Genomic DNA, 26,511 nt, shown 5'->3' on the forward strand with positions numbered 1-26,511 from the left:
CTATTGGCGGTATGCTGTTTCCCCTGCTGGTAGGCTCCATGCTGGACCATTACAAAGCGCTGGGCGATGTGAATATCGGGTATAACATCCTGTTCATCATCTGCGGATTTGCTTACCTGCTGGCCTGGGTGATCATGCACTTTTTTGCACCGAAAATGGAGCAGGTGGAGCTGAAGGATAATTAATAATGAAGAATGAATAATTAATAATTAAAGAAAATAATTGAACAAGTAAAAGGAAGTCCTGGCCAGCTGGCCGGGATTTTTTTTTGTGGGAATAACATCACTCCGGGACAATTTTACCGGCGGCACACACGGCATGGATATTTAACTTATCTTAATTGTCAGATCATTAAAACCCATCAACCCATCATTAAAAAGACTAACCATGAAAAAACTATTATGCCTGTTGGCATTGCTGCCTGCGCTGGCCTTTGCGCAGGGAGTGCATTTTGAAAAAGAGCTTACCTGGCAGCAGGTGCTGGCTAAAGCGAAGGCCGAGCACAAGTATATTTTTGTGGACTGTTATACCACCTGGTGCGGTCCCTGTAAATACATGACGGCACAGATATTTCCGCAGGAAACAATGGGCCGGTTCTTCAACAGCAATTTTATTAATGTAAAAGTGCAGCTGGACAAAACTCCGGATGACAATGAACATGTTAAAAGCTGGTATGACGATGCGGTAATGATAGAAAAAGAGTATAAGATCCGGAGCTACCCCACCTTCCTGTACTTTTCACCGGATGGAAAGATTGTGCACCGTACCGTGGGAAGCACCGAGACGGCAGCAGAGTTTATTGCCAGGTCTGAAAAGGCGCTGAACCCTGCTACGCAATATTATACACAGCTGGATAAATACAATAAAGGCAATAATAAACCCGAAGACCTGCACGCAATGGCCATAGCTGCCATGGATGCGGATGATGGCCCCAACGCCGCCAAAATTTCCCGTGAATATCTTGCTACACAAAAGAACCTGTTGACGGCCGATAACATCCGCTTCATGGACAACTTTACCCACAGCAGCAAAGACACCGGTTTTACCATTTTTATGAAACAAAGCAAAGCGGTAGATGCCGTTTTAGGCGCTGGTAAAGCCACTGCCAGGGTAAAAGACATTATTACAAATGAAGAGGTGTATGCAAAGCTGCGGGGGAATGCAGTGGACTGGGCATCCATCGAAAAGCAGGTGCAGGAAAAATACCCGCAATATGCAACGGAGGTAGTAACCATGGGCAAAGTGCGGTACAGCATGGTGAAAAAAGACTGGCCTATGTTCCAGACCAATGTGATGGCTTATATGAAACAATTTGGCAGCAACGCATCGCCTGCAATGCTGAACGAATTTGCATGGGCTGTGTTTGAGAACTGCCAGGATATGACCTGCGTAACAGAGGCCCTGGAATGGAGCAAGCGATCCATTAAAGATAAAGAAGAACCGATGTACATGGATACTTATGCCAACATCCTGTATAAGCTGGGTAAGAAGAACGAAGCAATCGCCATGGAAGAAAAAGCGGTGAAGCTATCGAATGGAGATAAAGAGCTGAGCGCTACACTGGAGAAAATGAAAAATGGAGAGCCTACCTGGAAGTAAAGGACTGGCTGCCTTATGGGGCTAAAAAGAATGTAAAAATTCTAAATGTAAAAGTAGGATCGGCTACAGACTTATGTTCGCGGCATTCCACTTTTACATTTAGGATTTGAAATTTTACATTTTACATTCTTTTTAGCCCCGTGGTAAGATCTAATCAATTATAAGCTCACGCCCCGTTTCCATGGAATAAAATCATCCTGGTGCAGCTGCTCAGCCTTGGTAATAACCTCGCCACTGGCGGTTTTAATTACAAATTCCAGTATTTCTTCGCCCATGGCTGCAATGGTTTTTTCGCCACTGATAATAGGGCCGGTATTAATGTCAATAATATCCGGCATCCGTTGTGCCAGGCGGGTATTGGTGGAAAGCTTGATAACCGGTGAAATGGGATTGCCGGTAGGCGTGCCTAAGCCGGTAGTGAATAATACCACATTGGCGCCGGAGCCTACTTCTGCGGAGGTGGATTCCACATCATTACCCGGTGTGCACAGCAGGTTTAAGCCGGGTTTGGTAGCATACTCCGTATAATCCAGCACATCCACCACCGGGGAAGTGCCGCCTTTTTTAGCAGCACCGGCCGACTTGATCGCATCGGTGATCAAACCATCTTTAATATTACCGGGGGAAGGGTTCTGGTAAAAGCCGGAACCTACAGATTCGGCCTGGCTTTCATACGCCCGCATAATGCGGATGAATTTTTCGGAAGCAGCTTCGCTGTTACAACGGTTGATCAGCTCCTGCTCAACCCCGCACAGCTCCGGAAACTCAGACAGGATGGAAGTACCGCCCAATGCCACCAGCAGGTCGGAAGTATGGCCTACTGCTGGGTTGGCGGAGATGCCGGAGAACCCGTCGGAGCCACCGCATTCCAAACCTATTACCAGCTTGGATAAAGGAGCGGGCTTTCTTTCTATTTTATTGGCTTCAACCAAAGCCAGGAAAGTTTCTTTAATAGCAGTGGAAAGCATGTTGAATTCAGAGCCGCTTTTCTGCTGCTCAAACACCAGCACCGGCTTGTCCTCAGAAGGATTCAGCTTTTTCAGCGCGGTCTGTAAAATGGATACCTGTGCGTGCTGGCAGCCCAGGCTCAGGATGGTTGCGCCTGCCACATTGGAGTGGTGAATATAGCCGGCCAGTAAAGCGCAGAGGGCTTCAGCATCCTGCCGGGTACCGCCACAGCCGCCTTCATGGATCAGGAACTTAATACCATCTATATTCGGGAATACTGAGCTACGTGTAACCGTTTCTGTTACTGAAACCGGCTGGTAGTTCTTAATACCTTCCAGGTTGCCGCTTTTATACAGGCCTACCAGGTCGCTTACCTGCTCATTATACAGCTCAGGCGGGGCAAAGCCCAGCCCTTTTTCAAATGCAGTTTTAATTACGCCCACATTCCGGTTCTCACAAAATACCATGGGTATTACCAGCCAGTAGTTGCGGGTGCCCACCTGCCCGTCTTTACGGGGGTAGCCCATAAAGGTGCGGGTTTTCCATTTGCTTACATCCGGCGCCTGCCATTGAATGGAGCCGTCTTTTTCATGAAATGCCGTAGTATCATGGCGGATGTTGCTGGTAGTGATCACCTCTCCCTGGCGGATGAGGGAATTAGCTTTGCCCACCAGTACGCCGTACATCACAACGGGAGCATCGGGCTGCAGATCGGTAAGGGTGAATTTATGCTTGGCAGGAACGTCTTTAACCAGTTCCAGTGAAGTGCCATTGAATTGAATATGAGTGCCTGTCGGAAGATCCTGTAACGCCACCAATACGTTATCATCCGGGTGTATTTGCAAATACGTGTTCATAATACTAAAGTAACGAATATGTGTTTTCGATTTTAATACTAAAATGTTAATCCTTAATAAGATTTTGACACCTTATAAAGGTGCATAGTCCAGCGTGCAAAGAAACTAATAAACCAACAAACTGGTGCCTGAATCTATGCAAACGTTTGCAAGATTCGTGAATTCGCTTTATCTTTCCCATATATTTCAAAATCAAAAGCATGAGTATTAAGGCAGAAACAAGGTATGCAAACAGCCCGCAGGAGGTAAAAACCTGGACCACAGCGCAAACCCGGGAGGCGCTTCTGATAGAACAGCTGTTTGCAGCCGATGATGTACGTTTGGTATACAGCCACTACGACCGTTTTATTACCGGGGGTATTATGCCGGTAAGCAAAGCCGTACAGCTTGAGCCGGTAGACCAGCTGAAGGCAACCTATTTCCTGGAGCGCCGGGAGCTGGGCATCATTAACGTAGGGGGCGCCGGTACCGTGAAAGTGGACGGAGAAGCATTTGACATCGATTTCAAAGAAGCCTTATACATTGGCCAGGGTAAGCAGGAGCTGATCTTTAGCAGCAAAGAGCCCGGCAAACCCGCTAAGTTTTACCTGAACTCCACACCTGCCCATACCAATTACCCTACCCGCCGCATCACCAAAAAGGAAGCGGAGATAGTAACCCTGGGCGCGCTGGAAACCGCTAACCACCGCACTATTAATAAGCTGATCGTGAACAGCGTGCTGCCCACCTGCCAGCTGCAAATGGGTATGACGGAGCTAAAGCCCGGCAGTGTATGGAACACCATGCCCGCGCATACGCACGACCGCAGGATGGAGGTATATTTTTATTTTGAAGTGCCGCAGGGGCAATCGGTAAGCCACTTCTGGGGGCAGCCGCAGGAAACCCGGCATATCTGGATGCAGAATGAGCAGGCGGTTATTTCTCCCCCCTGGAGCATTCATGCAGGCGCAGGCACCAGCAATTATACGTTTATATGGGGGATGGCCGGTGAAAACCTGGACTATGGCGATATGGATGGTTGTCCCATCACAGAGCTGCGTTAAGTACCGCAATTATATTAACACAAAAACATACTAACAAGATGCTGGATCTATTTGACCTTAAGGGGAAAACGGCATTGGTGACCGGTTGTAAAAGAGGCATTGGCATGGCGATGGCGGTAGCGCTGGCAGAAGCCGGGGCTAACATTATAGGCGTTTCTGCCTCGCTGGAAAAAAGCGGGAGTGATGTTGAAAAGGCGGTTACTGCCCTGGGGCGCACGTTTAAAGCCTACCAGTGCGACTTTGCAGACCGTAAAGCATTATATGCGTTTATTGAGCAGGTAAAAAAAGACGTACCTGCTATAGATATATTAGTGAACAACGCCGGTACCATTATGCGTAAACCGGCAGCAGAGCACCCGGATGAGTATTGGGATACGGTGATCAATACCAACTTAAACGCACAGTTTATCCTTACCCGTGAGATAGGGCAGGGGATGCTGGCCAGGGGTAAGGGAAAGGTGATCTTTACCGCTTCCCTGCTTACCTTCCAGGGAGGTATTAATGTGCCGGGATACGCTGCCAGCAAGGGCGCTGTAGGATCGCTGGTGAAAGCATTTGCCAATGAATGGGCCGGTAAGGGAGTGAATGTAAATGCTATAGCGCCGGGTTATATTGCTACAGATAATACCTCCGCCCTGCGGGCAGATGAAAAACGGAGCGCCTCCATCCTGGACCGTATACCAGCCGGGCGCTGGGGCCAGCCGGAGGATTTTAAAGGCCCCACAGTATTCCTGGCCTCCGCTGCATCGGACTATGTGCATGGCACCATTTTAACGGTAGATGGCGGCTGGATGGGGCGTTAGATAGGTAATTAGCGACTTATTTCATAAATTCCACGCAGCTAATTACAATACATGAGTAAACGATCAGAAAAAACCATCGTTGACATAGCAGCAGAGCTGAACCTCTCTGTATCCACGGTGTCGCGCGCATTGCATGATAATCCTAACATCAGCGCCCGTACGAAAGATAAGGTAAAGAAAATGGCGCGTAAGCTGGGGTACCGCCCCAACGCGCTGGCTGCCGGATTGCGGAATAATAAGAGTAAAACCATCGGGTTGATCATACCGCGCATTTCCATGTTCTTCCCGGCCACCATTACCACCATCATGCAAAACAAATTGCAGGAGCATGGCTATAACCTGATCATTTGCCAGTCAAATGATTCCTATGAGCAGGAAGTGGCATTGGTAAATACGCTGTATTCAGCCAGGGTAGATGGTTTGGCGGTATCCACCACCTTATATACCAGCGATTTTTCGCACTTCGATATTTTTAAGGAGCAGCATATTCCCCTGGTATTCTTTGACCGCGTGCCCCTGGAAAAAAATGCAAAAGTGATCAAGGGCGATGATTTCCTGGGTGGCTTTACTGCCACGGAACACCTGATCCAGAAAGGCTGTAAGGATATTGTGCACATTTCCGGCCCGCTGAGCTGCAGCCTGTATATTGAAAGGGTAGCCGGTCATAAAAAAGCGCTGCAGCAATACAAGCTGCCGTTTAAAAAAACGCGTATGTTCTACCAGGAGCTTACGCGGGAAAATGCCTTAAAGGCCTGTAAGCAGATCTTTGCGCAAAAGCCTTACCCGGACGGCATCTTCGCGGCCAATGATACCACCGCCCTTACCATCCTGGAATATTGCCGGGGTATTAACCTGCGGGTACCGGAAGACCTGAAGATCATTGGTTACTCCAATGATCCGCGCAGTGAGATCAGCACGCCTTCCATTACTTCCATAGACCAGTCGCCGGAAATGATGGGAGAGCGGGTATCAGCAGCATTAATAGAATTATTAAAGGCACCCCCGGCGCCGCAAAAGCAATCGCCGGAAATTATACCCATCCGATTAATTGAGCGGGCATCTTCTGCAGGGAAAAATGTAGTGAAAGCAGCTGCAAAGAAACCTCCCAGGAAATAGCCCTTGCAACTAAACCGACAAAAGACCACGAAATGAACATGTATTCAGGCAAACAAACCTTTAAGCTGTTCACCGGCACCGTATTGCTGGCAGCACTGACCGCCCTGGCACCTGTGCAGGCGCAAACACAGAAAGCAAAACCGGCGCTGGTAAAGCAGGCCAACCAGGCGCTGGACCTGGCGGTGAAACAGTATAAGCTGATGGCGCAGCACCTGCCGGATAGCCTGCTGCCCCGTTCCACCAACAAGGATGGCAGCTTAATGACCTCCAACTCGCGCTGGTGGTGCAGTGGTTTTTACCCGGGTACTTTATTATACCTGTATGAATACAAAAAAGATGCTTCCCTGAAAACAGAAGCCTTGAAACGGCTGGCCCTTATTGAGAATGAAAAGAATAACAAAGGCACGCACGACCTGGGCTTTATGATGTATTGCAGCTTTGGCAATGCTTACCGCTTATTTAAAGATCCTGCGTATAAAGAGGTGCTGCTAACCAGCGCCAGGTCTTTATCCACTCGTTTTAATCCAACCGTAGGCTGTATTAAATCATGGGATCATGGCGCATTCACCTTCCCGGTGATCATTGATAACATGATGAACCTGGAGCTGCTTACCTGGGCCAGCCGCACCAGCGGTGACGGCTCTTTTGCGAAGATCGCTAAAACGCATGCCAACACGACTATCAAAAATCATTTCCGGCCGGATTACAGCTCTTACCACGTAATAGATTATGATGGCGCTACCGGTGCGGTGCTGCAAAAGAAAACCCACCAGGGTGCGGCCGATAGCTCTGCCTGGTCGCGCGGACAAGCCTGGGGTTTATACGGCTATACCATGATGTACCGGGAAACCAAAGACAAAGCCTACCTGGATCAGGCCAAACATATTGCTGATTTCATACTAAACAATCCTAACCTGCCGGAAGATATGATCCCTTACTGGGACTATAACGCACCCGGCATACCGGATGCACCCCGTGATGCATCTGCCGGCGCTGTAGCAGCATCTGCTTTACTGGAGCTGAGCCGTTATACGACCGGTAAGGACGCTGCCCGTTACTGGAATGCAGCAGAAAAAATGCTTACCAGCTTAAGCGGCCCGGACTACCTGGCTAAAGAAGGTGAGAATAATGATTTTATATTAATGCATAGTGTGGGTTCCCTCCCGCACAAATCTGAAGTAGATGTGCCGCTTTCCTATGCAGACTATTATTTTGTAGAAGCGCTGCTGCGGTACAAGCAATGGGGTAAATAATGTGCAGATGTGCAAATATGCAAATGTGCAAATGAATGGTGATGATCAAATCGCTCTTCTCATCTGCACATTTGCATATCTGCATATTTGCACATTGAATTAATTCGTGATATCTATCAGGCCGTATTTAATTCCAAATATAACAAGTCCTACGCGGGTCTTCACTTTCAGCTTTTCGCACAGGCTGCTTTTATAATCGTCTATAGTACGGGGGCTTACATACATTTTCTGCGCAATCTCTTTATAGGAAAGCTCTGTGCACAGCAGCTGCAGGAAGTATTTTTCTTTGGGTGTAAGGTCTATTTTTTCACTTACGGACAGTACATCTTTCTGCAGGCCGGAGATCACTTTACCGGAAATATAATCCGGCAGGTAAAAATCTTTTTTGATGATGGAGTCAAAAGCATCCTTCAGATCGTCCGGCTCCACATTTTTCATGATGTAACCTTTAGCGCCTGATTTCAGCATTTTAATGATCACGGATTCATCATTGAGCATGGACAGCGCCAGCACTTTGATCTGCGGAAAATGATTATTGATCCAGGTGGCGGTTTCATATCCGTTCATGCCCGGCATGTTCACGTCCAGTATCAGAATATCCGGTAACTGTATCTCACGGCTGTTAATGATCTTAATTACTTCTTCTCCACCGCTGGCTTCAAACAGCATGAAGTAATCGTTAAAGGTGTTAATAAGCCTGCCCAGCGCCTTACGAACCAGCACATGGTCGTCGGCAATTGCTACACTATATTTGGCTTTCTTCGTTGTGCTCATGGAAAGGTTGTTTGTTTACGGGTATGGTTATGCGTATGGTTGTTCCGCCATTTTTTATACTATTGATGTTACAGGTACCGCCGATGAGGGCGGCTCTTTTGCGGATGTTCCGCAATCCCAGGCCTTTTGAGTGTTCTTTTTCCAACAGGGTGCCGGGGTCAAATCCTATACCATTATCCCTTATTTCCAGGTTAATAGTATCGTTTTCATGGGTTAAGTGTATTTCGAGTTCACTGGCCCGGGCATGCTTTACAATATTGTTCAGCATTTCCTGTACAGTCCTGAACAGGATGGTTTCTGTCTGGGAGTCCATCAGGTTCTGAACATCTGTAAAATTAAAAGAAGTTTTGTACAAATTTGTTCTTTCCAGCCTTTGCAGCTCAAATTCTATAGACTTTACCAGGCCTATATCTATGATACGTTCTGTTTGTAAACCTTTGGAAAGGTCCCGCAGTTCAGCAATGGCTTTTTGCAGCATTTTCCGGCTTTCTTCTATATAAAGATGCGCCTCGCTACCGTTTTCTACCGGTACAGTTAGCAGGGAAAGGCTCACAAAGGTGAGGGATTGCCCTATGTTGTCATGGATCTCCTGGGAAAGGTTGCCGAAAATATTTTCCTGTATTTCCAGCTGGGTCCTTAACAGCTCCTGCTCATACTTTTCTTCCATCAAACGCAGCTCCTGTACCTGGGTAAGGCGGCTCTTCTGATTCAGGATCAGCATAATAACAATAAACCCCACCAGGAAAAGTAACAGGATAATAGTTGTGATGATTACGATGGCAACTTCCGGAAGTTCAGACTGCATACGGATGATATACAAAACAAGGAATAAAGAATAATACTCAATACGGCGTTGATATTTGAAAAGGTCTTATATGCGTACTGTGGTATATTGGCCAAAAAATTTACGATCCCCAGGTAGGGTACCGTGATCGCATTAAAAAACAGTAACCCCGTAGCAATCCAGAAGGAAGGATCCCGCAGGAGGTTATCCCGGCCGGGAAATTTAATGCGCTGGTAAAAATAATTGATGGAACAGACAACCACGATTACCGCTCCTACAATATAACTATAAGTCCCGAAATGGCGCGGTCCCTGTATAAAATAGATGTTCAGCAAGGCAAAGGCGGGGTAAAACAGCATGATCCAGGTAAAAACCTGTTTGGCCCTTCCCGGGTGTAAAAAGGAGCTTAACAGGTAAATGGCATAGGTTAAATGTACCACCCCATAGAGGTTATACATGGTAAGGTTGTTGCTGTTCGCTCTTTTGTAGGACCAGCCTACACATTCAATGACAAGGGTTAAAAAAAGGTAACAGGTGAACAGCGCAAGGTAAGCAGGCGGATTTTTTTTAGCCAGCGATACCAGGCTGAGCACCAGACATAGAAAGATGAAAATAATATAAACAGGAATTTCGGAGATGAAATCTAGCAGATTCATTGGGTGCATAGAAATTATTAAATACGGCATCAAATTAGGAAAGTCAGATGAATTAGCGTGGGGTGCTATAAAAAACTGCCAGACAATCATTTGTCTGGCAGTAGTAAACAGGTTAAGAAGGTTGTTAAACCTTAAGATTCTTTTGCTACAATAAAGGTGGGCAGGTCTTTCGTTGTTCCGCCGCCACCAGGGCAGGTTGGAGGGCACAGGCTGCCGAAGTTAAATGCTACCACCTCAGGGCCTTTCGGTGTGGAAACATACAGGTCTTTGTTTTCGGTTTTACCCGTCTCGCTCAATTTTTGCTGTGTGGCTACAAACACCACGGTTTGGCGGCCTGCATGCAAAATATTTTCGGGATATGTGGAAGGATAAGCTCCGAAGTAAACCCGTACGCCATCAGCTCCGGCAGCAGCAGCTGTGTCCAGGTACTGCTTTAATTCATCCAGGCTGTACCAAACACTTAATGAGTCGGGTTTACCAAGATGCTTTGAATTCTCAATCCATCTTTCGGCACGGTAATTCTCACGGAGTTCATTTACATGACGAGCATCCACGAATTTGCCCACTTTATTGATTTGTTTAGTAGAGGACATAATCGGAAGTTTTAGGTTTAATGATCAAATAACTTTATAAAGCTATCTCAAATCTGATATAATGTTATTTATAAATTACTTATTTTCATTAGATAATAAATTACTTAAATCCATAATGTAACTATAATCATGTCGTATTGATTTTTTTGTAATATAAAAACCGTCTTTTCCGGTAAAAAATATGAAGAAACATCCAGATAAAACTGCGTGAATAACGGTATGTATATACCGTTATTTATCGGTGTCTTTTTTCCATGATTCTACAGTCATTAAATTCAGAGGGATTCCGGCCCCAGCTCCCCCCTTTATACCCCCTTATATATAAATGCACAGCGCAAAGTCCGTTAAAATACGGGGGTAGTTATACCGTGATTTACGCAGTTACCCCTTTCGTATATGTACATTTTAAGGTTAGTTTATTACCGGATTTTTCACCACAGTTTGCCCGTAAATCTATGTTCGTTCCCGTTAGTTCTGGTCGTTGTAAATATCGGCTAAGTACGGCTGGTTAAAGGTTTGCGGGTTCACGTGTACTTGCCCTTTCTGGCCTGTTTATGCTACTAAGATAGCCATTTTAACACTTGTAAAGTTGGGTCAGGAACCTCTTCACGCGTTTTAATTGGATTCATTTTGATAATTTGAACTTGCAATTGAAACACAACTGCAACCTTTCATCAACATTGTAACTACCCCTGAAATTTTTGTACTCTTGTGAAAACCCAATTGTATTGTCCCCCCCAAAGTACCATAATTGGCCTGTTGTTTAGCAGGCCTTTTCTTTTTTTAACAGGTTTCATATCGGATAGGTGGTCATAAGCTTTTTTTGATTATCAACGTTTTAAGGCAAGGGTGAATTGGTGCAGCGCCTCCGAATCGTAAAAGAAACGGAACACAATAATGCCCATTTCCCGCATGCTGGGCTCCGGCCCTACATAAGAGATCTCCGTTTCGCCCTCCGTTACCCAAAAATGGTTGGAGTTCACTACCTGGCCGCCCAGGTTACCCAAACCGATCCGCGGCTCACCATACACCTGGCTTAAACGCTCTGCTATATGGCCGCCCGGCGGCATGGGGTACACAAACAGGCTGTTTATAAAGCCCTGCTCATTGGTGCCGGCCAGCAGGTAACGGATATCAATAGTGGATTGGGGGTGGCGCAGGCGGGCCTTCAGGGAGCCATTAAATACGTAGAACCGGCTAATGTCCGGCAATACCATAAAGCGCTGCCGGTGCCGGTAGTCCTTCAGGGGTATAAGACCGCGTACGTGTTTGGGCATTTTACCCAGCTGTATGCCGCCAATGCCCTGCATGTTGAAGATAAAATCCTGTTCTGTGGGAGGTACCTGCATATACGCCATGGAACCATTTGGGGATTCCGGATATAAATTTAATCAACTTATGCAGGTATTTTCCCGTTGGGCCCGGAGGGAGGAAAAAGTTAGCAGCAGAAAGTGGGCAGTTGGCAGGTAGCGGGTCGTGTTTTTGGATGGAGTGAAACCGGTTCTTCCAGGGATTAAAATACTCATATTTTGATATGAGTACTCAACAGTTTGTGGATGCTTCAAACGAGCGTGCAATGGTTTGAAGCTGCAGTGGGGCAGCTGCCGCCATTCCGGAAAAAAAAGGTCCGGGCTAACGAAAAGGAATGCGGCCTTCCGGCAGGTGCGCAAAACCGTGTTTATACGATCTCCACGCTTTCATTACTTTTTGGTTAGTCCCGGACCGTGATCTATACCTCCGGAGGCTTACTGGTAATTCTTTTTAGCCGGTTTGGCGCCCATGTAAAAAGTGAGCTCCCCGCCGTTCATGATATCCGCATGGCTAATGAAAGGCTGCGTAAGCGCACGCCCGTTCAACACTACCTTTTGCACATATACATTCTTCTCGCTTTGATCTTTAGCTGCAATGGTAAAAGTTTTCCCGTTTTCCAGCTGCAGGGTTGCCTGCTCCATGGCAGGGCTGCCCAGCGCATACTGGTCAGATCCGGGACATACCGGGTAAAAGCCCAGGGTAGTGAAAATGTACCAGGCACTCATTTGCCCGCAGTCATCGTTCCCGCCTAAACCATCGGGACCCACATGATACATTTTTTTCAGGATCATGCGCACCCGCTCCTGTGTTTTCCAGGGCTGCTTAGTCCAGTTATACAGGTAGGCTACGTGGTGGGAGGGCTCATTGCCATGCACATAGTTGCCAATAATGCCATCGCGGCTAATGTCTTCCGTTTCTGCAAAAAAAGCATCCGGCAAATGCATGGTGAACAGGGAATCCAGGTGGGGAATAAATTTGCTTTCACCGCCCATCAGGGCTATCATCTCCTTAGGATACTGGGGCACATACAGACTGTAGTTCCAGGCATTGCCTTCAATAAAGCCCTGGTTAATGGTAGTTAAGGCATCAAAATCCTTGCGGAACTGGCCATCGCTCATCTTAGGCCGCATAAAGCCTGTGCCGGCATCATACACATTTTTAAAGTTAGCGGAACGTTTAATGAACTCCTCATACAGGTCGTTCCGGCCCAGCTTCTTAGCCATTTGCGCAATACACCAGTCGTCATACGCATACTCTAAGGTCTTTGATACGGATGATGAATTTTTATCTTCCGGCACATAACCCATTTGCATATAATATTCCAGCCCGTCATACAGCTTGTAACGTGCGGTATTTACGCAGGCTTCCAGCGCATGATTGGCATCAAAGGGGGCATTGCCTTTAATTACAGCATCTGCAATTACGGATACACTATGGTAGCCCGTCATACACCAGTTTTCATTAGCGTAATGCGACCACACCGGCAGCATTTTATGCACGCTTTGGTCGTAGTGCGCCAGCATGGATTGTACCATGTCGGCATTCCGTTTGGGCTGTATCACGTTAAACAGCGGGTGCAGCGCGCGGTAGGTATCCCACAGGGAAAAAGTAGTGTAGTTGGTAAAGCCTTTGGCCATATGGTTGTTCTGGTCCAGGCCGCGGTAAGCGCCGTCTACATCCATAAAAGTAGTAGGGCTTAAAAAGGCGTGGTACATAGCGGTGTAAAAGCTCACCATATCGTCGTCAGATGCCAGCTTAATATTGATCTTCTCCAGCTCTTTTTCCCACAGTGCCTGCGCATCTGCTTTTACTTTATCAAAGTCCCAGTGGGGTATTTCTGTACGCAGGTTTTGCAGCGCGCCTTCTGTGCTTACCGGCGACAGCGCAAACTTGATCTTGATCTTTTCCCCTTCGGTGGTTTTAAAATCAAAGTAGGCCCTTACCTGCTTGCCGGCCATTTCCGGGAAATTATGCGCCTGGTCAAACTTGCCCCAGAAGCCGCGGTACACATCATGCGCATAGTTCTTTTGCCCATAGCGGTAAAATGGTTTCGAGAAGCTCATGGCAAAGTATACGAAGCGGGTGCGCCCCCAGCCATTGGTTTGGCGGTAGCCGGTAATAAGCGTATCGTTCTCTACACGTACAAATGTCCATACGTTCTTATTCTCATAGTTATAAATGCCGGCCATCAGGTCCAGGACAATATGCGCCTGGTCTGTTTTAGGAAAGGTGTATTGATGAAAGCCTACGCGGTTGCTGGCGGTAAGCTCTGCCAGGATGTTATATTCATCCAGCTTTACTTTGTAATAACCAGGTTCCGCCACTTCCGACTGGTGGGAGAAGGTGGAGCGGTAACCGCTTTCCGGGTTGGTGGCAGTACCAGGGTTCAGCTGTAAAGCGCCGGTGGTGGGCATGATCAGGAAATCGCCCAGGTCAGAGTGGCCGGTGCCGCTGAAATGTGTATGACTAAAACCGGTAATGGTCTTATCATCATACTGGTAACCGGCGCAGTACTTATATACATCCGGGTTGTACTTACCATTCATCTCGTAGGGAAGGGTATCTGTTTCCGGGCTAAGCTGCACCATGCCAAAGGGCACGGTAGCGCCGGGGTATGTATGTCCCATCTTTTGTGTGCCGATGATGGGTTTTACATAACGGGTCAGGTTGGCGCCTGTTTGAGCAAACAGCGGCAGCTGGGCTAAACAGAGCAAATAGAATAAGCTTTTCTTCATTGTTTATATGGCAATATTATTTTTAATAAGTAGTGATAAAGATAAAACGTTTTAGCGCTCCGCGAAATTTATTTGCTGTAAGGGTAGCCCGCAAATGCAGCACCCATCTGTAAAAGTAGTATAGTGTAGTATAGTGCAGATATTTATTATCTTGCTGAACAGTAAACACTTTCCACTTATGAACCGCTTTTTATTTTTGGTGATGATGGCGCTGCCAACCTTCGTAAATGCCCAGCAGCAGGCGCTTGTAAATACCGGCAACAGCCGGTTCGCTGTTTTAAGCAGTGTTGATATGGGCGCTGTACAATGGACCAGCGGTTTTTGGGCAGAGCGTTTTGCCATCTGTAAAACAGCCATGGTGCCTCATTTATGGAAAACCTATACCGATCCGCAAATAAGCCACTCCTATGAAAATTTCAGGATAGCAGCTGGTTTGGATACCGGTTCACACACAGGGCCTCCCTTTCACGATGGTGATTTTTATAAGCTGCTGGAAGCCGTAGCCAGCTTATATGCAGCTACTAAAGATAAACAGCTGGATGCGCTGATGGATAGCGTGATCCCTGTAATTGCAGCCTCACAGCGGGCCGACGGTTATATTCACACGCCTGTAATGATAGCTGAGCGCCACACGAAAGGCGGTGTAAAGGAATTTGAGGACAAGCTGAATTTTGAAACCTATAATATGGGTCACCTGATGACGGCCGCCTGTGTGCACTACCGTGCTACCGGAAAAAGAACCCTGCTGGATGTTGCCATCAAAGCAGCAGATTACCTGGACCGCTTTTATAAAAAGGCATCGCCGGAGCTGGCGCGCAATGCCATCTGCCCGTCCCATTACATGGGCGTGATAGAGCTATACCGCACTACAAAAGATCCCAGGTATTTACAGCTGGCTAAAAACCTGATCAATATAAGAGGTTATGTGGAGGGTGGTACGGATGATAACCAGGACCGGGTACCCTTTCGCCGGCAAACCAACGCCATGGGCCATGCCGTACGCGCCAATTATTTATATGCCGGTGTGGCGGATGTGTATGCGGAAACCGGCGATGATTCCCTGCTGACCTGTTTAAACAAAATATGGCAGGATGTGGTGTACCGCAAAATGTACATCACCGGCGCCTGCGGGGCTTTGTACGATGGCGTTTCGCCCTACGGTGTTTCCTACAATCCCGTGGAAATTCAGAAAACACACCAGGCTTATGGCCGCGATTACCAGCTGCCTAATATGACAGCGCATAATGAAACCTGCGCTAACATTGGCAATATGCTGTGGAACTGGCGCATGCTGCAAATTACCGGCGATGCCCGGTATGCGGATATCCTGGAGCTGGCGTTATATAATAGCGTGCTATCCGGCATTAGCCTGGACGGCGATCGTTTTTGTTACACCAATCCTTTAAGCGTATCTGACAAATACCCTTACACCCTGCGCTGGGCAGGTGGGCGTATACCCTACATCAGCCTTTCCAACTGCTGCCCGCCCAATGTGGTGCGCACCATTGCGGAAACCGCCAATTACGCGTATGGCATTTCAGATAAAGGCGTGTGGGTACATTTATATGGCAGCAACCAGCTGCATACGCATTTGAAGAACGGCGCTGCCCTGCAGCTGGCACAGGTTACCAATTATCCCTGGGATGGGAATGTTAAGCTCACCGTGCAGGCGGCCGGCCCGGAAGCATTCACTGTTTTCCTGCGCATACCCGGCTGGAGCCACCAGGCCACCCTGCTGGTAAATGGCAAACCGGCCGGTGTTACCGCTGCACCCGGCCAATATGCAGCGCTGCACCGCAGCTGGAAAGCGGGTGATGTGATCACCCTGCAATTACCCATGCCGGTAACTTTAATGGAAAGCAACCCGCTGGTAGAAGAAACCCGTAACCAGGTAGCGGTAAAACGCGGCCCCATTGTGTATTGCCTGGAGGGGGCCGGCCTGCCCAAAGGCGCTAACCTGTTTGATGTTGTAATGCCGGATAAAGCTGCGCTGCAGCCCATGCCTATGCAAATAGACCATAATAATATGATGGGCTTAACCGGTACCGTGCGCCTGCGCAGTGATACCGGCTGGCAAAACACGCTGTACCGGGAAGCAGCCGTGAATGATACCAAACCGCTGAAAGTAACCTTTATCCCTTATTACGCCTGGGGTAACCGCGGGCATTCCGATATGGCGGTATGGGTTCCAAAATATTTTCAATATTTTGGGGGCCAAATTCAATCTCAGTGAGCAAGCCTATTTTAGTGATCAAGTTTGGAACGGCGTCAATTACCCATCAGAACGGAGAGCTGGACGAATCAATAGTAGCCGCAGTTGCAAGGCAGGTAGCTACCCTGCATGCGGAGTATAATATGGTGCTGGTATCATCCGGGGCGGTAGCTGCCGGTAAAAAATACCTGCCGCAATACAGCGGCACCATTAGTGAACGCAAAGCTGCCGCAGCTATCGGCAACCCTTTACTGTTAAATAAATACGCGCAGTATTTTCAGCCTTATAATATTGCTATTGCACAAAGCCTGTGCGAGCGGCGGCATTTCAGCAACCGCAGCCAGTTCCTGCAGCTGAAAAAAACCTATGAAGAGCTGTGGGCCAACAACATTATTCCCGTAGCCAATGAAAATGATGTGGTGAGCGACCTGGAGCTAAAGTTCTCCGATAACGACGAACTGGCCACGCTGATAGCAGTAGGTTTTGGCGCTTCCGGTTTGCTGTTCAGCACTTCTGTGGGCGGTGTGCTGGATAAGGAAGGCAAGGTAGTACCACAGATCGAGCTTATAGATGAAGCTATTTTTGCGCTGGCCGATACCCGCAAATCCAGCCTGGGCCTGGGCGGCATGGTATCCAAGCTTACCTTTGCCCGCCTGGCCACCCGCATGGGTATACGCGTGGTTATTTTTGGTATTCATACTACCGATGGTATTATAAATGCGCTGGCAGGTACTACCGGTACCTTATGTTTGCCGCAGGAGTGCAGCATGCCGGCACGTAAAAAATGGCTGGCCAGCGGCAGCCTGGTAACCGGCCGCCTGCAGGTAGATGCCGGTGCGCAAAAAGCCCTGGAAAAAAGACATAGCCTGCTGGCAGTAGGCGTAAAGGCCATCCTGGAGAAATTTACCCGCGGCGAAGTAATAGAAATTGTAAATGAGCAGCATGAAGCAATTGCGGTAGCCCGTGCAAAAGTATCGTCCGATGTGCTGGCCGGTAATAAAAAAGCGCAGAATGTAGAAATTGCGCACGCTGATGATATTGTGTTGTTGTAAAAAAATCATTTCATGGAGTCCATCATCCCTTTACTGGAACAGGCGCAGCAAGCCACCAGTGCAATTAAAACCTTTCCTGACCAGCAAAAGCAGCAGCTGCTGCGGCGGCTGGGGGTATACTTACAGGAACATATACACGAAATTGTAAGCGCCAACCGGCAGGACCTGGAACGTATGCCGGACACAGATCCTAAAAAGGACCGGCTGTTACTGAACGAAACACGCATCCGGCAATTAGCAGAAAGCCTTACGGATATAGCTAAACTCCCCGACCCTTCTAACCAGCTGCTTTCAGAGAAAAGGCTGGACAATGGACTGCTGGTGCAAAAACGTACGGCGCCTTTAGGCGTAGTAGGCGTGATCTATGAATCAAGGCCCAATGTAACGGTAGATGTGGCTGCGCTGTGCATCCGCTCCGGCAACGTATGTGTGCTGCGCGGCGGTACAGATGCTTTTTATACCAATACCTGCCTGGTAGCGCTTATACAGGATGTGCTGGCGGAATTTAAACTTCCTAAAGCAACTGTGCAGCTGCTGCCTGCAGACCGTAACCTGGTTATGGAGCTGCTGACCGCTGTAAAGTATGTTGATATTATTATTCCCCGCGGCTCCCAGCAGCTCATCAACTTTGTGCGTGACAATGCCCGGGTGCCGGTAATTGAAACCGGGGCCGGTGTATGCCATACTTATGTGGAGCGTACCGCTGATCTGCAGCAGGCCGGCATTATTGTAACCAATGCCAAGGTAACGCGGCCTTCTGTTTGTAACTCTCTGGATACGGTGCTGGTAGACCGTGCAGTGGCAGCGGATTTCCTGCCATTGCTGGCGCCTTCCCTACAGGCATATAATGTGGAGATCTTTGCAGATGAAACGGCCTATCCCATCCTGGAAAAAGCCGGTTACCCTTATTTACAGCATGCCACCCCGGAAGATTTTGGCCGTGAGTTCCTGGACTTTAAATGTTCCGTAAAAGTGGTGGAGGGTGCAGATGAAGCCCTGTCACACATCCGCCATTATTCCTCCAAACATTCCGAAGCGATTATATCAGCAGATGCAGCCATTAGTGAACGGTTTATGAATGAGGTAGATGCTGCTGCAGTATACGTGAACGCCTCTACGCGGTTTACAGACGGCGGCGTGTTCGGCTTGGGGGCGGAGATAGGCATCTCAACCCAGAAGCTGCATGCCCGCGGGCCTTTTGCGCTGGAAAAGCTGGTAACGGAAAAATGGTTTGTATATGGCAACGGGCAGGTGCGCAACTAAGCACTCTGCCTTATAGCATCATGATCAGCGTATAGATCTTACCATAGTGACCCCAGTCTTTCATACTGCTGGTAATGGTTTCCAGCAGCTTTTTGTTATCTACAGGCTTGCCTTTTGTGGGTGCTTTTAATTTTGCAGGTGTAATATCTTCTGCCAGCACTTTAGTGGCAAACCAGGTTATATGTTCATAGGGCAGGGCTACGCCCAGGATCATGCCGGGCAGGCCGGTAAAGGATTCCGGGCCGCCGGGGGTAACAATAGCATCCGTATAGAAAGCTACCACGTATATGGAATCCATGATCACCGCATTAGCGCGGCGGCAGTCGAAACCGGCAATATTGCGCTTTTCGTCGGTTATTTTCCAGCGGATCCTGCGGGTGCTGTCTTTCACCAGGAACACCTGCTCAAATACGGTTTTCCTGGCCGTGCTTTCCTTTTTATCCAGCTCGTCATAGATCATATTATCATTGCCCGGTTCCGGCCGCAGGCGTATATTATCCGGGTTTTCCCGGCCCGGCGCGTATAAGGTGGTATTGCCATTAAAAACCAGGTCAAAGTAAAAAGTGGTGAACTGGGGCAGGCGCTTTTTTTCTATGTCTTTCCAGCCATCATCATTCTGATTTTTAAACAGCGCTTCCAGGCGGGCGTGCTGGTTTACTTTTTTCTCAAACTCAATACGGCCCTGGGTAAGATAAACGGGATTTTGTGCCGTGGCGTTTACAGCGCAGCCTAACAGGATATACAGGAGTAATTGTTTCATGATGGTAAGTTTTATTTAGCGCCTGCGCCGGTTTTATTAAAGTTCCAGTTAATGGATAAGAATACATAACGGCTAATGGTGCCGTAGTTCTGCTGGGAAATAAAGTTGCTGTTCACCTGCCGGTTAAAGCCTATATTCTCTTTCAGCAGGTCGTTCACTTCTGCTTTGATCAGCAGCGCATCGTTCTTCATGAATTTTTTACCTATCCAGGCGTTCCATAATACTACGTTGTTATTGTTGTCAAAAGCAGCCGTCTTCTGCCGCAGGTTGATATTGCAATCCGTGTGCAGCTGCAGCTTCCAGGGGAAGAACAGGTCTACGTTGGGATTTATGCTGAAGGTCCAGTAGTTTGTTTTTACAGCTTGCTGTACGGATGATTTACTGTTGGTATAAGTGGCTGATGCTTCCAAGCGGATATCATATACCTTTTCTTTGGACTTGTTCAGGTAAGTACCCAGCTGGTAATTGCCGCTGTTGGTAGTGTTCAGCGCTTCGTTAATATAGTTCACATAACGGCTGTAGTTTACGTTGCCATTGAAGCCGGTGCGCATATCAAGCTTTTTCAGCTTAAAGTTATAACTCATGTACAGGTTAGCATTGCGGTTACCGTCCACATTCACGGCCTGGTTGGTTCTTTTGCCACTGGCATCGATAACGGTTTTGCTGGTAATGGCATTATAGGTAAAGTTATAGGAGCCGCTGATCCAGATGCCGCGTTCCGTAAGGATCTTGTAGTCATTGAAGTACATCCGGATGTTGTTGGAGAACTGCGGTTTCAGGTCCGGGTTGCCAATGCTGATGTTCAACGGATCTTCGTTGGTGCGTAAGGGCTGCAGCTGATCAATATTGGGCTGGTTAGTGCTGCCGTTATAGTTAATGGACAGCCTGCGCTGGGTATTGAACATGTAGCTGAAAGAGGCCTGCGGAAACCAGTTCACAAAATCGCGTTGGCGGGTAAGGCCGGTATGCATATCCTGCTGGTCAAAGTTGGTAAGACCTGCGCTGAGGCCTGCATTGAACCGTACTTTCTTTTTTATGAGGTTATAGTTGGCGCCGCCGCGATGGGTGAATATATTGAACTTATAATCGTTGCTGTATAAGGAATCCAGCTCGCCGTACTTGCCGCTGGCATCCTGGTTAAAGGAGTTGCGGTTGGAGCTGCTGTTGTTCACCACTATACCGTAATTCAATATAATGGAGCTGGATCTTGATAAAGGCTCTGAATAGGTAAGCCTGGTATCGAACGTAATATTCTCGTTCCGGTTGGTTTTATACTGGTCTATAACCTGTGAAGAATCTATGCTGCCGTTCTTATAAAATTCCGTAACCGCATCCAGGTAACCGTCGGAATTGTTCTGCGTATACCTTTCCTGTATATTCAGGGAAAGGGTGCGGCCTTTTTTACGGAGCTTTTTGCGCCATAGGATATTGCTGTTTATGGTACGTATATCGCCGGTGGTGGCTATGTTGCGTTCATTCTGGTTCACCAGCGCGCTGTCCTGTGCTATGGACTGCATGGTGCGGGCGCTTTTGGTGGTCTTATGATCCAGGCCTCCGTCTGCAGTAACGCGGATAGAGGAGGTAGAGTCTATCTGCAGGTCATAAATGCCGTTGGCCCGTTGCCGTAATATGGTGTTGGCAAAACGTTCGCTGGAATTGGTATAGTAAAAGGTATCCGGCAGCAGGTATTGGGAGCTGGTATTGCTGTAACCGTCTACATGCAGGTTCAGGATCTTGTAGTTGCCGTTAATGGACTGCTTATCCTCATTCCACTTATCATTATAATGCAGTCCCCCGGTTTGCACCAGCGGAAAGCCCTGCCCTTCATAGCGCCCGTCCCAGCCTTCCAGGTCGTCCGACTGAAAGTTGCCCATATACGAATCTGTATTTTCATCGTAGCTGAAATTTCCAGCCATGCTTTGCCCGTAATTATCCCTTTCATCCCAGTTAAGCCCTGTTTTACCGGTGTTGGAAACAATACCGTAACCGGAGATCTTGCGTTTCTTTTTAAAGAAGTTCAGCATCAGCTGGCTGTCGTGAAAGCCATCCGTGCCTGCGCCGGTACTGGCTTTGCCAAAGTAACCGTTCTTCTTATCCTCTTTCAGCTTCAGGTTCAGCGTTTTTGTTTTTTGCCCGTCATCTATTCCCGTAAAGGCTGCCTGATCGCTTTTTTTATCAAACACCTGCACCTTGTCAACCATATCGGCCCGCAGGTTCTGGGTAGCCAGGGTCGGGTCATCTCCAAAAAATTCTTCACCGTCTACCAGCACCTTCTGCACTTTTTCACCCTGGGCGGTGATCTGCCCATTCTTATCCACCTGGATGCCCGGCAGCTTTTTCAGCAGGTCTTCTACCGTTGCATTGGGCTGCATTTTAAAGCTATCCGCATTATATTCGGTCGTATCTCCCTTTAACTTAATGGCCGCTATGGCCTGGTTCACCAGCACCTCTTTCAGCAAGCGGCTTTTGAGCGAGAGTATAATATTAACATTCGTGGTGGAGGTGCTGTCGGCTAACGTGAACGGCTCTACATAATCGGCATATCCCGGTGTAGTGGCCAGCAGCAGGTATTTACCGGGTGGCAGCCTGGGTATGGAAAATTTACCGCCTGCATCGCTGCGGGTAAAGGTTTGCAGAATGGAATCTTTTGCCTGTAAAACGGCGATCACGGTATTGGAGAGCTGCTGATGATTGAGCGTATCCAATACACTGCCCTTAACAGCAGGCTGCTGGGCAAAACACAGGCAGGGCGCTATGAGGAAAACAATCAGTAAATATTTTTTCATGAAGGGAGTTGACAGTTAAACTTATTGAGATGCTGACAATAGTTATTTCCACAAAGAATAATAAAATATTTTATGGTTAATCCAGGGGCGCGGTAAAAAATTTGTTAAAAGGGATGAACCGGTTTATAACTGTGATGAACGAGAAATGGGGCTTATAAAAAATAAAAAAACCGGAATAAGAATACTCCGGCCTGTACCTAAACCTACAACTGTTACACTGTATATAAGTGAATCGTTATTTACTGTTTATTACAAGCAAAGGTGCAACGAAAATGAATGGAAAAGAATGGCTATTTAACGGATTCTGTTGTACTTATCCCGGATTATTGTAATGGAAAAGTCTGCTGCTATTTACGGAGCTGCCCGGGCGGGATGCCGAAGTGCTTTTTAAAGGCCCGCTGGAAGTGCTGCGGGTGGCTGAAACCGGTTTTGTAGGCTATTTCAGAGATGGTATCAGAGGTATGCAAAATGAGCTGCCTGGCCTGTTCCAGGCGGGTGGCGGCAAAGTACCCGAACACCGTGTTATTAAAGGCTGCTTTGAACCCCTTCTTCAGCTTAAATTCATTGAGCCCGCATTGGCGCGCCAGCTGGGCCAGGGTGGGCGGGTGCTGGATATCCCGGAGCAGTATTTCCCGCGCCAGGTGCAGCTTTTCCAGCTCGTTCCTGTCCGGGCCTGTATTTTTCCCAGGCGCTGGTTGCGTGAAAAGCTCAAACTGCAGCAGCAACAGCTCCATCATTTTTGAATCCAGGAACAGCTGTTTTAAACCGCCGGTTAAAGTACAGCTCCACAGCGAATTAATAATGGACAACATCTGCGGGGTATAAGGCAGGGTTGGCTGCTGCAGCAGGAAAGGCTGCTGTTTCAGCACGTTTTCCGCCAGCCGGTCCATGGGGGAGGAGTAGGCCGAGAACAGCTCCAGGAAACGGTCCGCATGAATATTAATGGTAAAGGTGTTGTGAATGCCGCCGTTCATGAACTGGTTATGCTCCCATTCCCCGCGGTTGTACATTATATTGTGGTAACCCTTTGTGAAGATCACATCCTCTTTCAGGAATCCCAGCTTCTGGCGGATGCAGCCTTCCAGTGAAAAGTTCATTTCTATCAGGGGCAGCTCATTAAAATGTTTCATGGCCACATATTCCAGGTGTTTGTCCTTCAGCTGCATCCAGCCGTCGGAAAGGGCTATGGCGCCCATTTTCAGAAGACGGAAATGCCCATCCACCTGCGGCAGGGAAACGGAGAAAATGTAAGGCGTTTCACTTTCCGGCAAATTAGTTATCTCATCAAAACCCGGGAAATCAGGATGTTGTTCCTGCTGTGACATGATCCAGTCAGATTACTCCGCTTAAGGTACAAAAAAATCCCGTTGGTGCCCTTTGCCGGTCAGCGGCTAGTGCAATTTTGCGGTAACATAATCCATCAGCAATGAACGTAACAACAAACACCCGGCAGGTACCTGTTTTAATTGTGGGCGGTGGCGTGGTAGGTTTATCTGCCGCATTATTCCTTTTACAGCAGGGCATTACACCCTTTTTAATTGAGCGGCATAAAGGCACTTCCATTCACCCCCGGGCCAGGGGTTTTGATATACGCACTATGGAGCTGTACCGGGAGCTGCAGCTCAGTGAGGCCATCCGCGATGCAGGGAAGGCCCTGGCACATAGCTGGGGCATTTATAAGAACAGCAGTCTTGCAGCGGCATTAAAAAAAATAAAACCCGGGAATAAAACGCCTGGCAAAGTGCTGGGGGTAGATAAGATCATGGCATTAAGCCCGGAGGAAGGCGCCCGCTGCACACAGGACCTTTCAGAACCAGTATTGCTGGCAGCTGCACAGGAACGGGGCGCAGCGCTGGCTTTTTATACGGAGCTGGTTTCTTTTACGCAGGATGCAGATGGGGTAACAGCCCTGATCCGCAACCGGGAAACAAATGAAACACAAAATGTACGCGCTGCTTACATGATAGCTGCCGACGGCGCCAAAAGCCCTGTGCGCGAAGCTTTGCAGGCGCCGGTTTGCGGCAGGGGCGCTATTGCAAACCTGCTGAACATTTATTTTGAGGCCGACCTGGAAGCTGCTGTACAGGATAAGCGTTTCAGCATTGTGATCATAAAAACGCCTACACGCAAAGGCTTGCTGACCACTATTAATAACAGCAACCGCTGGGTGTTCCATCTGCATTATGATCCGGCAGTGGAGCAGGCCGCTGATCTCAGCACGGAAAAGGTAATTGCAATTTTGCAGGATGTGCTGGGGATGCCGGGGCTGCCTGTCCGCATCATCAGCATTTTACCCTGGCAGCCTACGGTAAAGGTGGTGCTTAATATGCAGCACGGGCGTATTTTCCTGGCTGGCGATGCGGCACATGTAATGCCGCCCTATGGTGGTAAAGGCGCTAATACCGGCATACAGGATGCGCATAACCTGGCCTGGAAGCTGGCTGCTGTATTAAAGGGAGTTGCCGCGCCTGCGCTGTTGCAAACCTACAGTGCGGAGCGGCAGCCGGTAGGCTTGCATTATGCTGTACTAAGCGGCAACTGGTCGGATGAAGATGGTTTGTTGAAGAAGAATTTCCTGAACCTACTGAGTGTTGTTACCACGGTAACAGGTGCAAAAATAGCTTCGTTCTTAGGCTGGCAGCAAAGCAGTCATCGCCTGACCATGCGGTATGTAGCGGGTTTGCTGGGATTGCCGGCTTTTAAATATACCTCTGCTGCCGTGCTGGATAATGCATTGCCCACGCAGGAATTTCAGCCGGCCCGTGCGCTGGATGGCACACCGGGCACGCGTATGCCGCACCTTTGGGTATTGTATAAAGGAAAGCAGATCTCTACGCTGGACCTGTTGGGAAAAGATTTTGTATTGTTTACAGGCATGGATAATACAGGCTGGCAGCAGGCTGCGGCTACTATGCAAATACCGGTGTACAGTATTGGCGCGCAGGGCAGCCTGGTTTTTACAGCAGGTGCTATTGAAAAATTATTAGGTATCAGTGATACGGGTGCGGTGCTGGTGAGGCCGGATGGTTTTGTGGCCTGGCGTTGTGCAACGGTACCTGCTGCGCCGCTGCAGGCTTTGCAAGCGGCTATGATGCCTTTTGGGCAGCCGGCTGTTTATAGTCATGCATAAGCCTTTATAAGACGGGTAATAAATAACAGGGGCTGGCCGAAAAGAATATAAAATCATAAATGTAAAATTTCAAACCGACAAAGGAGGTTCATAGAGACCATTTAAAAGACTTTATGAACGAGATAAATGCAAAAGTAAATACCGCGGACATAAGCCTAATAGGTGCATTTTACTTTTACATTTATGATTTGAAATTTTTACATTTTACATTCTTTTCGGTCAGCCCCAAGATCTTAGCTACATTTAGAAGCCCGGGCCTGTTTCGCACCAGAAGGTATTGGGTGGAATGGTGGCGGCTTTCAGCTTGGCCTGGTTTGTTTCACTCAGCCTGCTGATCTTCAGTTTTTTTACGTCTAACTTTTTCTTGGTTTTCTTTTTCATACAAAGGAATTTTTGGTTAAACAAATTTGCCTACTCTGTCAGAAGGTTTTCGGCTGCTCCTTGAAAAGATATGTGTCTGTAAAAACGGGTTATTGAATAGGGTTGGGTTATCTTTCTAAGATACTTTTAAAATATTTATCGGGCAAATTTTTGTATTATCATGGAAATTATAAGTCATGGACGGTACCATCCAGATACGGGCGGCTACTATGCAAATACCGGTGTATAGTATTGGCGCGCAGGGCAGCCTGGTTTTTACAGCAGGTGCTATTGAAAAATTATTGGGTATCAGTGATACGGGTGCGGTGCTGGTGAGGCCGGATGGTTTTGTGGCCTGGCGTTGTGCAACGGCGCCTGCTGCGCCGCTGCAGGCTTTGCAAGCGGCTATGACGCCTTTTGGGCAACCGGCTGTTTATAGTCATGCATAAGCCTTTATAAGACGGGTAATAAATAAC

At 48.0% G+C, this 26,511-nt stretch carries 21 protein-coding genes and 1 pseudogene; 11 read left to right on the plus strand and 11 right to left on the minus strand.

Translation table 11 applies throughout. The annotated features are described in order from the left end of the window. Positions 1-185, plus strand: a pseudogene (locus tag VIM87_RS10685) (MFS transporter); the annotation flags it as partial. Between the two features lie 202 nt (positions 186-387). Beyond that, on the plus strand, positions 388-1,599 hold the full coding sequence (locus VIM87_RS10690; protein ID WP_331996987.1) for a thioredoxin family protein: 1,212 nt from the start codon (positions 388-390) through the stop codon (positions 1,597-1,599). Positions 1,600-1,757: 158 nt separating this feature from the next. Here VIM87_RS10690 and VIM87_RS10695 read toward each other — a convergent pair whose 3' ends face one another. Continuing rightward, positions 1,758-3,404, minus strand: coding sequence for an altronate dehydratase family protein (locus VIM87_RS10695; protein WP_331996988.1), 1,647 nt, complete (start codon positions 3,402-3,404; stop codon positions 1,758-1,760). Positions 3,405-3,604: 200 nt separating this feature from the next. On the opposite strand from VIM87_RS10695, the gene kduI reads away from it, so the two are divergent. The 4 genes from kduI to VIM87_RS10715 are packed head-to-tail and all read left to right on the plus strand — an operon-like array spanning position 3,605 to position 7,619. Further along, positions 3,605-4,447 (plus strand): 5-dehydro-4-deoxy-D-glucuronate isomerase, encoded by an 843-nt coding sequence (gene kduI / locus VIM87_RS10700; protein ID WP_331996989.1) that lies wholly within the window; start codon positions 3,605-3,607, stop codon positions 4,445-4,447. 38 nt (positions 4,448-4,485) lie between these two features. Then, on the plus strand, positions 4,486-5,250 hold the full coding sequence (locus tag VIM87_RS10705) for an SDR family oxidoreductase (RefSeq protein ID WP_331996990.1): 765 nt from the start codon (positions 4,486-4,488) through the stop codon (positions 5,248-5,250). Positions 5,251-5,301: 51 nt separating this feature from the next. Then, complete coding sequence (locus VIM87_RS10710) at positions 5,302-6,366, plus strand: LacI family DNA-binding transcriptional regulator (protein ID WP_331996991.1); 1,065 nt, start codon at positions 5,302-5,304, stop codon at positions 6,364-6,366. 32 nt (positions 6,367-6,398) lie between these two features. Beyond that, positions 6,399-7,619 (plus strand): glucuronyl hydrolase, encoded by a 1,221-nt coding sequence (locus VIM87_RS10715; protein WP_331996992.1) that lies wholly within the window; start codon positions 6,399-6,401, stop codon positions 7,617-7,619. 99 nt (positions 7,620-7,718) lie between these two features. On the opposite strand, the gene VIM87_RS10720 is transcribed toward VIM87_RS10715, so the two are convergent. From VIM87_RS10720 to VIM87_RS10745, 6 genes are all read right to left on the minus strand, one after another. Continuing rightward, the gene (locus tag VIM87_RS10720; protein ID WP_089917547.1) at positions 7,719-8,393 is read right to left on the minus strand and encodes a response regulator transcription factor; all 675 of its coding nucleotides are present in this window, start codon (positions 8,391-8,393) and stop codon (positions 7,719-7,721) included. Next, positions 8,365-9,198, minus strand: coding sequence for a sensor histidine kinase (locus VIM87_RS10725; protein WP_217601728.1), 834 nt, complete (start codon positions 9,196-9,198; stop codon positions 8,365-8,367). The genes VIM87_RS10720 and VIM87_RS10725 overlap by 29 nt, the downstream gene beginning before the upstream one ends. Further along, entirely contained in the window at positions 9,165-9,833 is a 669-nt protein-coding gene (locus VIM87_RS10730; RefSeq protein ID WP_331996993.1) for a hypothetical protein, read from the minus strand. Before VIM87_RS10730 ends, VIM87_RS10725 begins: the two co-directional genes overlap by 34 nt. A 131-nt stretch (positions 9,834-9,964) precedes the next feature. Continuing rightward, positions 9,965-10,426: a hypothetical protein gene (locus tag VIM87_RS10735; protein WP_217601726.1), complete on the minus strand. Its 462-nt coding sequence runs from the start codon at positions 10,424-10,426 to the stop codon at positions 9,965-9,967. Positions 10,427-11,256: 830 nt separating this feature from the next. Beyond that, positions 11,257-11,784 carry a hypothetical protein gene (locus VIM87_RS10740; RefSeq protein WP_331996994.1) on the minus strand — a complete coding sequence of 176 codons (528 nt, stop codon included), beginning with the start codon at positions 11,782-11,784 and terminating at the stop codon, positions 11,257-11,259. Positions 11,785-12,171: 387 nt separating this feature from the next. Then, complete coding sequence (locus tag VIM87_RS10745) at positions 12,172-14,472, minus strand: GH92 family glycosyl hydrolase (protein ID WP_331996995.1); 2,301 nt, start codon at positions 14,470-14,472, stop codon at positions 12,172-12,174. Positions 14,473-14,650: 178 nt separating this feature from the next. Here VIM87_RS10745 and VIM87_RS10750 point away from each other — a divergent pair, with 178 nt between their 5' ends. The 3 genes from VIM87_RS10750 to VIM87_RS10760 are packed head-to-tail and all read left to right on the plus strand — an operon-like array spanning position 14,651 to position 18,999. Beyond that, the gene (locus VIM87_RS10750) at positions 14,651-16,705 is read left to right on the plus strand and encodes an aceric acid hydrolase (protein ID WP_331996996.1); all 2,055 of its coding nucleotides are present in this window, start codon (positions 14,651-14,653) and stop codon (positions 16,703-16,705) included. Beyond that, the gene (gene proB / locus VIM87_RS10755) at positions 16,702-17,736 is read left to right on the plus strand and encodes a glutamate 5-kinase (protein ID WP_331996997.1); all 1,035 of its coding nucleotides are present in this window, start codon (positions 16,702-16,704) and stop codon (positions 17,734-17,736) included. Before VIM87_RS10750 ends, proB begins: the two co-directional genes overlap by 4 nt. Before the next feature lie 12 nt (positions 17,737-17,748). Then, on the plus strand, positions 17,749-18,999 hold the full coding sequence (locus VIM87_RS10760; RefSeq protein ID WP_331996998.1) for a glutamate-5-semialdehyde dehydrogenase: 1,251 nt from the start codon (positions 17,749-17,751) through the stop codon (positions 18,997-18,999). Between the two features lie 10 nt (positions 19,000-19,009). Here VIM87_RS10760 and VIM87_RS10765 read toward each other — a convergent pair whose 3' ends face one another. From VIM87_RS10765 to VIM87_RS10775, 3 genes are all read right to left on the minus strand, one after another. Next, complete coding sequence (locus VIM87_RS10765; protein ID WP_331996999.1) at positions 19,010-19,759, minus strand: GLPGLI family protein; 750 nt, start codon at positions 19,757-19,759, stop codon at positions 19,010-19,012. Positions 19,760-19,770: 11 nt separating this feature from the next. After that, positions 19,771-22,545, minus strand: coding sequence for an outer membrane beta-barrel family protein (locus VIM87_RS10770; protein WP_331997000.1), 2,775 nt, complete (start codon positions 22,543-22,545; stop codon positions 19,771-19,773). A gap of 347 nt (positions 22,546-22,892) precedes the next feature. Further along, positions 22,893-23,870 carry an AraC family transcriptional regulator gene (locus VIM87_RS10775; protein ID WP_331997001.1) on the minus strand — a complete coding sequence of 326 codons (978 nt, stop codon included), beginning with the start codon at positions 23,868-23,870 and terminating at the stop codon, positions 22,893-22,895. A 101-nt stretch (positions 23,871-23,971) separates the two neighbouring features. Between VIM87_RS10775 and VIM87_RS10780 the strand changes: the two genes are divergently transcribed. Then, positions 23,972-25,675: an FAD-dependent monooxygenase gene (locus tag VIM87_RS10780; protein WP_331997002.1), complete on the plus strand. Its 1,704-nt coding sequence runs from the start codon at positions 23,972-23,974 to the stop codon at positions 25,673-25,675. Between the two features lie 243 nt (positions 25,676-25,918). Here VIM87_RS10780 and VIM87_RS10785 read toward each other — a convergent pair whose 3' ends face one another. Further along, a complete protein-coding gene (locus VIM87_RS10785; protein ID WP_156093024.1) occupies positions 25,919-26,056 on the minus strand; it encodes a hypothetical protein in 138 nt (45 codons plus the stop codon). A gap of 176 nt (positions 26,057-26,232) precedes the next feature. On the opposite strand from VIM87_RS10785, the gene VIM87_RS10790 reads away from it, so the two are divergent. Continuing rightward, positions 26,233-26,484, plus strand: coding sequence for a hypothetical protein (locus VIM87_RS10790; protein ID WP_331997003.1), 252 nt, complete (start codon positions 26,233-26,235; stop codon positions 26,482-26,484). Positions 26,485-26,511 lie beyond the last annotated feature (27 nt).

Origin of the sequence: Chitinophaga sp. (assembly GCF_036569125.1) — a bacterium.
GTDB lineage: Bacteria > Bacteroidota > Bacteroidia > Chitinophagales > Chitinophagaceae > Chitinophaga.

Excerpts from the sequence above, each read along its gene's own strand:
- VIM87_RS10770 (WP_331997000.1), bottom strand. The coding sequence starts at position 22,545 with ATGAAAAAATATTTACTGATTGTTTTCCTCATAGCGCCCTGCCTGTGT.
- VIM87_RS10760 (WP_331996998.1), top strand. The coding sequence starts at position 17,749 with ATGGAGTCCATCATCCCTTTACTGGAACAGGCGCAGCAAGCCACCAGT.
- VIM87_RS10765 (WP_331996999.1), bottom strand. The coding sequence starts at position 19,759 with ATGAAACAATTACTCCTGTATATCCTGTTAGGCTGCGCTGTAAACGCC.
- kduI (WP_331996989.1), top strand. The coding sequence starts at position 3,605 with ATGAGTATTAAGGCAGAAACAAGGTATGCAAACAGCCCGCAGGAGGTA.
- VIM87_RS10750 (WP_331996996.1), top strand. The coding sequence starts at position 14,651 with ATGAACCGCTTTTTATTTTTGGTGATGATGGCGCTGCCAACCTTCGTA.
- VIM87_RS10790 (WP_331997003.1), top strand. The coding sequence starts at position 26,233 with ATGGACGGTACCATCCAGATACGGGCGGCTACTATGCAAATACCGGTG.
- VIM87_RS10725 (WP_217601728.1), bottom strand. The coding sequence starts at position 9,198 with ATGCAGTCTGAACTTCCGGAAGTTGCCATCGTAATCATCACAACTATT.
- VIM87_RS10780 (WP_331997002.1), top strand. The coding sequence starts at position 23,972 with ATGAACGTAACAACAAACACCCGGCAGGTACCTGTTTTAATTGTGGGC.
- VIM87_RS10705 (WP_331996990.1), top strand. The coding sequence starts at position 4,486 with ATGCTGGATCTATTTGACCTTAAGGGGAAAACGGCATTGGTGACCGGT.
- VIM87_RS10720 (WP_089917547.1), bottom strand. The coding sequence starts at position 8,393 with ATGAGCACAACGAAGAAAGCCAAATATAGTGTAGCAATTGCCGACGAC.
- VIM87_RS10775 (WP_331997001.1), bottom strand. The coding sequence starts at position 23,870 with ATGTCACAGCAGGAACAACATCCTGATTTCCCGGGTTTTGATGAGATA.
- VIM87_RS10690 (WP_331996987.1), top strand. The coding sequence starts at position 388 with ATGAAAAAACTATTATGCCTGTTGGCATTGCTGCCTGCGCTGGCCTTT.
- VIM87_RS10785 (WP_156093024.1), bottom strand. The coding sequence starts at position 26,056 with ATGAAAAAGAAAACCAAGAAAAAGTTAGACGTAAAAAAACTGAAGATC.
- VIM87_RS10710 (WP_331996991.1), top strand. The coding sequence starts at position 5,302 with ATGAGTAAACGATCAGAAAAAACCATCGTTGACATAGCAGCAGAGCTG.
- VIM87_RS10740 (WP_331996994.1), bottom strand. The coding sequence starts at position 11,784 with ATGGCGTATATGCAGGTACCTCCCACAGAACAGGATTTTATCTTCAAC.
- VIM87_RS10730 (WP_331996993.1), bottom strand. The coding sequence starts at position 9,833 with ATGAATCTGCTAGATTTCATCTCCGAAATTCCTGTTTATATTATTTTC.
- VIM87_RS10745 (WP_331996995.1), bottom strand. The coding sequence starts at position 14,472 with ATGAAGAAAAGCTTATTCTATTTGCTCTGTTTAGCCCAGCTGCCGCTG.
- VIM87_RS10695 (WP_331996988.1), bottom strand. The coding sequence starts at position 3,404 with ATGAACACGTATTTGCAAATACACCCGGATGATAACGTATTGGTGGCG.
- VIM87_RS10735 (WP_217601726.1), bottom strand. The coding sequence starts at position 10,426 with ATGTCCTCTACTAAACAAATCAATAAAGTGGGCAAATTCGTGGATGCT.
- VIM87_RS10715 (WP_331996992.1), top strand. The coding sequence starts at position 6,399 with ATGAACATGTATTCAGGCAAACAAACCTTTAAGCTGTTCACCGGCACC.